The organism is Lapillicoccus sp. (genome assembly GCF_046595215.1).
In the GTDB taxonomy this organism is placed as follows: domain Bacteria; phylum Actinomycetota; class Actinomycetes; order Actinomycetales; family Dermatophilaceae; genus Lapillicoccus.
In genome coordinates this window covers 1-7,660 of the sequence record NZ_JBKJPP010000016.1, presented here as the reverse complement: position 1 = coordinate 7,660, position 7,660 = coordinate 1, and the positions used below count along the sequence as shown (strand labels likewise).

8 protein-coding genes are annotated in these 7,660 nt (G+C 70.6%); 1 reads left to right on the top strand and 7 read right to left on the bottom strand.

Annotated elements, in window-relative coordinates; translation table 11 throughout:
* Positions 1-422: 422 nt before the first annotated feature.
* On the bottom strand, positions 423-977 hold the full coding sequence (locus tag ACLL9L_RS01235) for a hypothetical protein (protein ID WP_411282819.1): 555 nt from the start codon (positions 975-977) through the stop codon (positions 423-425).
* A gap of 269 nt (positions 978-1,246) precedes the next feature.
* On the opposite strand from ACLL9L_RS01235, the gene ACLL9L_RS01230 reads away from it, so the two are divergent.
* Complete coding sequence (locus ACLL9L_RS01230; RefSeq protein WP_411282818.1) at positions 1,247-1,606, top strand: RNA polymerase-binding protein RbpA; 360 nt, start codon at positions 1,247-1,249, stop codon at positions 1,604-1,606.
* Positions 1,607-1,722: 116 nt separating this feature from the next.
* Here the strand turns inward: ACLL9L_RS01230 and ACLL9L_RS01225 are convergent, their stop codons facing one another.
* The 6 genes from ACLL9L_RS01225 to ACLL9L_RS01200 form a co-directional block, all read right to left on the bottom strand.
* Positions 1,723-2,265 (bottom strand): FxsA family protein, encoded by a 543-nt coding sequence (locus tag ACLL9L_RS01225; protein ID WP_411282817.1) that lies wholly within the window; start codon positions 2,263-2,265, stop codon positions 1,723-1,725.
* On the bottom strand, positions 2,250-3,044 hold the full coding sequence (locus ACLL9L_RS01220) for a polyprenol monophosphomannose synthase (protein WP_411282816.1): 795 nt from the start codon (positions 3,042-3,044) through the stop codon (positions 2,250-2,252). Before ACLL9L_RS01220 ends, ACLL9L_RS01225 begins: the two co-directional genes overlap by 16 nt.
* A gap of 38 nt (positions 3,045-3,082) precedes the next feature.
* Complete coding sequence (gene lnt / locus ACLL9L_RS01215) at positions 3,083-4,627, bottom strand: apolipoprotein N-acyltransferase (protein ID WP_411282815.1); 1,545 nt, start codon at positions 4,625-4,627, stop codon at positions 3,083-3,085.
* A gap of 506 nt (positions 4,628-5,133) precedes the next feature.
* A complete protein-coding gene (locus tag ACLL9L_RS01210; protein WP_411282814.1) occupies positions 5,134-5,523 on the bottom strand; it encodes a hotdog domain-containing protein in 390 nt (129 codons plus the stop codon).
* Positions 5,523-6,305 (bottom strand): OAM dimerization domain-containing protein, encoded by a 783-nt coding sequence (locus ACLL9L_RS01205; protein ID WP_411282813.1) that lies wholly within the window; start codon positions 6,303-6,305, stop codon positions 5,523-5,525. The genes ACLL9L_RS01210 and ACLL9L_RS01205 overlap by 1 nt, the downstream gene beginning before the upstream one ends.
* Positions 6,302-7,660, bottom strand: a 1,359-nt coding sequence (locus ACLL9L_RS01200) for a lysine 5,6-aminomutase subunit alpha TIM-barrel domain-containing protein (protein ID WP_411282812.1), incomplete at its 5' end; no start/stop codon positions are given. The genes ACLL9L_RS01205 and ACLL9L_RS01200, both read right to left, overlap by 4 nt.

Sequence of the window (7,660 nt, the reverse complement as noted above, 5' to 3'; positions counted from 1 at the left end):
TGGTCTCGGCCGACGAGTGGGAAACGTTGCAGGAGACGTTGTTCTGGCTCTCCCAGCCGGGCATCCTCGAGGATCTCGCCGAGGCCGACGCCGACATCGCCGCGGGCCGGACCTACGACGAGGCCCAGATCCGGGCTCGGCTCGGCTTGCCCTCAAAGGCGTGAACGACCACGCCCCGGTTCTTACCGCCGCCGCCATCCGAGACCTCGAGCGAGCCGGCCAAACTGTCATATCTGCGCGCCCGGCTGATCCAGAAGGGGCACCCTCTTCACCGACGGCCGCAGTCTGCGGTTCCTCGTCCCCGGGATGGCCCGGTGGCTCGCCCGGGGCGACGACGACGAGGTGGCCTTCGCATGGAGGCGGACAGCCTTGTCTGGCCACTCCTGCCTGCCTCGGGCCTGTCATTCTGCCTGAGGCCGCCGTCAGGGCACGACGCGTTCCCGCAGCCCGGCCGCCAGACCAGCCACGGTGAGCAGGTCGATCAGGCCACCACCTGACTCTGCGAGCCAGGGACGTCTGACGTGCCCGAGACGGAGCCGCAGGTGGACCCGCGTTGACCCTGGCTGGGCTGTCGGGGGCCCTTCCGTGAGGTTGATCGACCAGCTGACGCTCATCCGCCCGCGCACAGACGTGTAGACGAGCGTCGACGGCGCGCTGAGCACGGCCACCTCGAATGTCTCGTGCCGGCCGCCGTAGTCCGGGATCACGTCACCGACGACCAGGCCCTGCCATGCCGGGTTGAGAAAGCGGACAGCACGACGAGAGCGTGGCACGAACCGCTCGACCGACTGCGGCAGATACCACCCCGCCCGCTGCTTGCCCAGCTGGATCACCCACGGCCACAACGACGCCCGCGACGCGTCGATAGTGAAGGCGCGATCCATCACGACATCTGCGACCGCCACGATGTCGTCACCGGGGCGATCCGCGGCGACCTCGTCCGGCCGGGGCGTCACCGTCGAGAAGGCACTGGTCACTCACTTATCATCCGCCCAACGGGTTGCGTATGCCGCCGCGGCCCCGCCCGAGCGGGGCGACCGGCATACGCGCGGCATCGTCGTCGTCCAGTTGCCGAAGAGCCGGCACACGAGGAGTGTGATCCTCGTCTCACTCGCGGTCCCTGTCGTGTGGAACGCCTCCAAGTAGCAGGAACAATGCCACCCGCTACCACGTTAAAACGTCTGAGAAGTTGAGGTGTCAGGGACTACACCGAGACCCGAGGCCACCACCGACAGGGAGGACCGCCATGGCTGACCGTTCACTCCGAGGGACCCGACTGGGCGCCTTCAGTATGGAGTCAGACGCGAACGTCGTGCCCAGCGAGCGTCGCATCACGACCTACGTGTGCCCGCAGGGGCACCGTATCGAACTGCCGTTCAGCGTCGAGGCCGACGTGCCATCGGTCTGGGAGTGCCGCTGCGGCAACGAGGCGAAGCTGCTCGGCGGCACGGAGCCGGAGCCCAAGCAGGTCAAGCACGTGCGCAGCCACTGGGACATGCTGCTGGAGCGTCGCTCGATCCCTGAGCTCGAGGAGCTCCTCGAGGAGCGCCTCACGCTGCTGCGTGAGTCGCGTGGAGAGAAGCCGACCCGCAAGCGCAGCGCCTGAGCCCACCGCGACGACAGCCCGTGCCCCCAGCAGGGGGCGCGGGTTCTGTCGTCCCCGTCCGCAGGGGTCCCTCTTGATGCGGCAGGTGTCCCCCTCGATGGCGTGCCGTCGGGCGTTCAGAGGATCTCGCCCTCGATGACGTCGTCCGCGGGGGCTGTGGGGGCAGGGCCGGGAGACCTGCCCGGGGGACTCCCGCCGAACGGCCCTTGCGGGCCGTGACCGTCCGGTTGGCCGGGGAAGATCGCGCCGAGGAGGCGACGAGAGACGACCCTCTCGAGGACCCCACGGGCCAGCGGACGGGTGAAGGGCAGGATGAAGAAGAAGCCGACGACGTCGCTGAGGAACCCGGGGGTGAGCAGGAGGGTCCCACCCACCAGCACCAGGGCGGCGTCCGCGAGCTGCCTCGACGGCATCCGACCTGTGGTCAGCGCGCCGGTCAGCGCCTGCCAGGTGCGCGCCCCCTCGCGCCGGACGAGCCAGGCGCCGAGGGCGGACTCCGCCAGGAGCAGGAAGAAGGTCGGCCAGCCCCCGATGACCTTGCCCACGCCGATGATCGCGACGATCTCGAGCAGGGGCAGGACGAGCAGGACGACGACGAGCAGCGCCGACCACCTTCGCGCATGGCCGGGGCGCCGGGTGCGCCCTACAGCCGGTGCCACTGGGGCTCCCGGCGTCCGGCTTGACGCACCAGGGCGGCGACCTGCCGCGCGCGGTATGCCGCTCCCCAGCCGGTGATGTTGCGCAGCGACTCGTTGACGATGCCCTGGCTCATCTTCGAGTCTCCGATCTCGCGCTCGACGAACTCGATCGGCACCTCGACTACGGTGAGACCGCGGCGGACGGCACGCCACGTCATGTCGACCTGGAAGCAGTAGCCCTGGGAGCGCACGGACGCGAGGTCGAGCTGGCGCAGGGTCGAGGAGCGGTAGACCCGGTAGCCCGCGGTGGCGTCGTGGACCGGCATACCGAGCAGCACGCGGACGTAGATGTTGCCGCCCACGCTGAGCGCCTTGCGGTGGACCGGCCAGTTCTGGACGGAGCCGCCGGGGACCCAGCGCGATCCGATCACCAGGTCGGCGTCTTCGGCGGCGACGAGCAGGGTGCGCAGCTGCTCCGGCTGGTGGGAGCCGTCGGCATCCATCTCCACGACCGCGTCATACCCCTCGTCGAGGGCCCACCGGAAGCCGGCGAGGTAGGCCGCCCCCAGACCCTCCTTGGCACGTCGGTGGATGACGTGCACCGAGGGATCGCGCTCGGCGAGGCCGTCGGCGAGCACGCCGGTGCCGTCCGGGGAGTTGTCGTCGAGGATCATGACGTCGGCCTCGGGGACCGCCGCTCGGGTCCGGCTGACGACGGTCGGGAGGTTCTCCCGCTCGTTGTAGGTCGGCACCAGGACGACGACGCGGCCGAGGGCGCCTCGGGTCTGAGGGTTGGTCAACGGGGATCCTCAATCATGGACGGATGGGCGCTTCGACCCTACCGGCGGCGTGATGGGAGCAGCTGGCTGGACACCAGCACCAGCAGCGCAAGACAGGCCGCATACTCCGGCCAGGCCCCGACCACCGTGGCGAGGGTGCGTGCCGTCCTCAGCGGCAGCTCGCCGGACAGCACGTCACGGGTGAACAACGCGCTGGCCTGGTGGGCAGTTCCGTCGGGGGTGATGAGGGCGCTGACCCCCACGGTGGAGACATGGACCACCGAGCGACCGTGCTCCATGGCACGGATCCGCGAGATCGCCAGCTGCTGCACCGACTCGTTGGTGAAGCCGAACGTCGCGTTGTTCGTCTGGACGAGCAGCAGGTCGGCGCCCTGCTCCACGTTGTCCCGCACCAACGAGTCGTAGGCGACCTCGAAACAGATCGTCGGCCCGGCGTGGATCAGGCCCCCGGAGGCCGCCGGCACGGTGAAGACCACCGGGCGGTCACCCGGCGCGAAGTCGGCACGCACGAGGTCGACCTTGTCGCTGAAGAGCCGGAAGAACGCCCGGTCGGGGATGTACTCGGCGAACGGCACGGGGTGCTGCTTGACGTACTGCTGGACCAGCCCGCGGCCCGGGAGGTAGAGCAGGGAGACGTTGGAGACGTCCGGCGCAGGCTGCTCCAGCAAGGTCCCGACGACGAGGGGGGCGCCGATGGCCTCGACGGCCCGGGTGATCTGCGCGGCCGCGTCACTGTTGCGCAGCGGGTCGATGTCGGAGGCGTTCTCGGGCCAGACGACGAGGTCGGGCTGCTGCGCCGTACCGGCGGCCACCTCAGCGGCCCCCTGGAGGGTCCCCGCGACGTGGTTGTCCAGCACCTGGCGCCGCTGGGAGTTGAAGTCGAGGCCGGCGCGCGGCACGTTGCCCTGGACGGCCATCACCCGGGCCGGGGGCCCGTCGGTGGGTAGCGGCACGAGCAGACCGGCGAGCCCGACGAGGAGCGCGAGGGCCAGCGCGCCGACGGTGGGCCGCAGCGGGACCGGGCGGCTCCGGACGAGCCGAAGCACCCCGGCGGCCAGCAGCCCACCGGCCAGGGCGACGGCGAACGTCACCATGGGGCCCCCGCCGAGCGCGGCGAGCCGACCGAAGGGCGAGTCGGCCTGGCTGAAGGCCAGCCGCACCCACGGGAACCCCCCGTAGGGCAGCCGGTCCCTCAGTGCCTCCTGGGCGACCCAGGCCAGCGCGACGACGAGCGGCCGGACCCGCAGCGGCGCAGCCCCGCGGGCCGGGTCGGCCGGCCGGACCCGGTCCGAGGTGGCCCAGCCACACACCCCGCACAGCAGGGCGACGAAGAGGGACTGCAGGACCGCCAGGGCGAACCACGGAAGCGCGCCCACGTAGACGCCGGACCAGCTCAGCGACTCGGTGAAGAAGACCATGGCGCCGGCGAAGCCGAGCATGGCCCCGCGCCGGATGCCGGCGCCCGTGGTCGCGAGGGCGAGCAGCGCCACCCCGACCGGGGCGAGGAGCCAGAGGTCGTGTCCCGGGAAGGCCAGGAACAGGGCGGCGCCACCGAGCAGCGCGAGCGGGAGTCGGCGGAGCACGGCGTAACCGTAACGGCCGTCCGGTGGCCGTTCGCCCCCGGGCAGCGAACCTCCGGGCAGCAAGAGGGCCCGCGGCGCCTTTGGGACCAACGGGGCGTCGACCGGGTGCCGGTGCCGCCGTTGTTGTCTACTGAGCGCTGCGGGCCTTCCTGATGTTCGCCGACCGCATCGAGCGACGTCGGGATCGTCAACCGTCGGGCGAGCCTGGTGATCGGCGGCAGCGCGCGCACGCCGTCGAGACTCCCTTGCAGGTCCACTCCCCCGGGCCACCGACGGCCGTCCGGGCGAACAACCGCCACTAAAACTACTCGTCGTCCACCTGATGTCAACCCGGGATTCACCTGCGGGAATGCGCGTTTCCGCAGGTCAGCGCCGTATCCCAATCTTATTGTGCGAGAGACAATTTCGGCCGCTGCGGCGTGTCGCTGAGAGACACGCCGAAGTGATTGTTGGAGTCCGTTTTGTGGTAATAGGGGTCGCGGGCGACGAGTCGGAGGCGTCCGTCCTCACGGGACGACGACGACGCCCCGGGCCGTCGTGGCCACGATCGGGGGGTCGAGCACGTCCGCGCTGGACTGCCCCCGGTGCGGTGACCCCCTGCCGACGACGCGGACCTCGAAGTCCATCTCCCGGCTGCGGCGTCCGACCCGGACGAGCCGGGCCTCGATCTCGATGACGTCCCCGGCCCGGACCGGGGCCCGGAACTGCACGTCGCTGTAGGACGCGAAGAGGCCCTCGTCGCCGTCGGTGCGGATGCACATCTCGGTGGCGACGTCGCCGAAGGCCGCCAGGGAGTAGGCCCCGTCGACGAGGTTCCCGGCGTAGTGGGCGTGGCTGTAGGGCACGTAGCGTCGGTGGGTCACGGTGGTGCCGACCTGCGGGGTGGGGTTGCTCATCACACCTTCCGGGGCGAAGGGGGGACCAGGGCGTGGACGAGGTAGCTGGCCACCTCACCGGGGGTGGTCCCCCGCCCGAAGATGCGGTCCACCCCGATGGTCGACGCGGTGCCCTCCTCGAAGCGGGGCCCACCCGCGACGAGCAGGGGGACCTGCCCGGCCGGGTACGCCTCGCGGAACGCGGCAGACATCTGGCTCGTGTTGTGGATGTGGGCGTCGCGCTGGGTGACGACCTGGCTGACCAGCACGGCGTCGGCCTTCTCGGCCCGGGCGCGGGCCACGAGCTCGGGCACGAGGACCTGGGCCCCGAGGTTGACCACGCGGATCTCGCGGTAGTACTCCAGCCCCTTCTCCCCCGCGAACCCCTTGATGTTGAGGATCGCGTCGATGCCGACGGTGTGGGCATCGGTGCCGATACACGCCCCGACGATGACGAGCTTGCGGCGCAGCGTCTTCTTGATGGTGAGGTTGATCTCCTTGGCGCCGAGCAGGGGGTACTCCCGCTCGATCACCGTGACCTCACGCAGGTCGACGAGGTGGCGGACCGACCCGTAGACGACGAAGAAGGTGAAGTCGGGACCCATCGCCCTGGCGTGCACCAGCAGGGCGGGCTCGAGGCCCATCTTCCTCGCCAGCTGCAACGCCGCCCCCTCGGCTCGCTTGTCGTGCGGGATGGGCAGGGTGAAGGACATCTGGACCATGCCGTCACCGGTCGTGTCGCCGTACGGGCGGATGAGGTCCGGGCTCGCCTTGGCCGCAGATGGGGTATGCCGGGTGCTCACCGCGAGGTGCCTTCCTCGAGCATCGTGCTTGCCGGGTTGTCGTAGCCGTCGGGGCCGGCGGCGCGGCGGACGACCCCGTCCAGGCCCTTGCCCGCGTTGGCCGGCCGCCTCATCAGCCCGAAGGTCCCGTCGGCGATGGCCGCGAGCAACGGTGGGTCCCCCGCGCCGTCGGTGTCGTGGACGATCCGCTCGAGCAGGTCGACCGCCTCGGACAGGACCAGACGGGCGCGGGTCTGGATGAACCCGTCCCGGGGCGGGTGGAAGTCCTCGACCAGCCCGCCGGCGGCGCCCATGACGTAGCGCACGTTCTGCAGCGCCAGGTCGCGGTCGGACAGGAACGGGGTGACGACGGCCTCGGTCATCATCCCGACGAGGAGGATCCCCTGGCCGGTCATCGCGCCGACGAGGTTGAAGAACCCGTCCAGCAGGTAGCCGCGAAAGACGTCGCCGGTCATGTGCTTGGTCGGCGGCATCCACTTCAGCGGCGCCCTGGGGAAGAGCTGCCGGGCGAGCATCGCGTGGGCCAGCTCCAGCCGGAACGAGTCGGGGATCTCCGGGACGATCTCGAACGCGTGCCCGAGCCCGAGCTGCCAGTCCGCCAGCCCCGCCTCCTTGGCGAAGTACTCGTTGAGGAGCTGGCTCACCGTCACCGTGTGGGCGGCCTCGATCGCGTCCGCGGTGGTGAGGTAGTTGTCCTCGCCGGTGTTGATGATGATCCCGGCGCGGGCGTGGATCTGGCGGCTGAAGCGCTGGTCCACGAACGTGCGGATCGGGTTGATGTCGCGGAAGAGGATGCCGTACATCGAGTCGTTGAGCATCATGTCGAGCCGCTCGAGACCGGCCAGCGTTGCGATCTCCGGCATGCAGAGGCCGGAGGCATAGTTGGTGAGCCTCACGTAGCGACCCAGCTCCCGCGACGTCTCGTCGAGGGCGGCACGCATCAGGCGGAAGTTCTCCTGCGTGGCATAGGTGCCGGCGAAGCCTTCGCGGGTGGCACCCTCGGGCACGAAGTCGAGCAGCGACTGCCCGGTCGCGCGGATGACGGCGATGATGTCGGCACCCTCGCGGGCCGCGGCCTGGGCCTGCGGGATGTCCTCGTGGATGTCGCCGGTGGCGACGATGAGATAGATCCACGGCTTGCTCGGCGCGTCGCCGACCTTCGCGATCATCTTCTCGCGGGTGACCCGCTGCCGGTCGATGGCCCTGATGCCTGCGGCGACCGCCTTGCGTGAGGCGGTGCGGGCCCGGGTGGCATCCCTGCCCTCGGGCAGGCGGAAGGCGACCGAGCCCGCGGCCGCCTTCTGGGCCAGGGTGAGCAGGTCGTCGCCCTCGCCGCGAAGCAGGGCGTCCCAGAC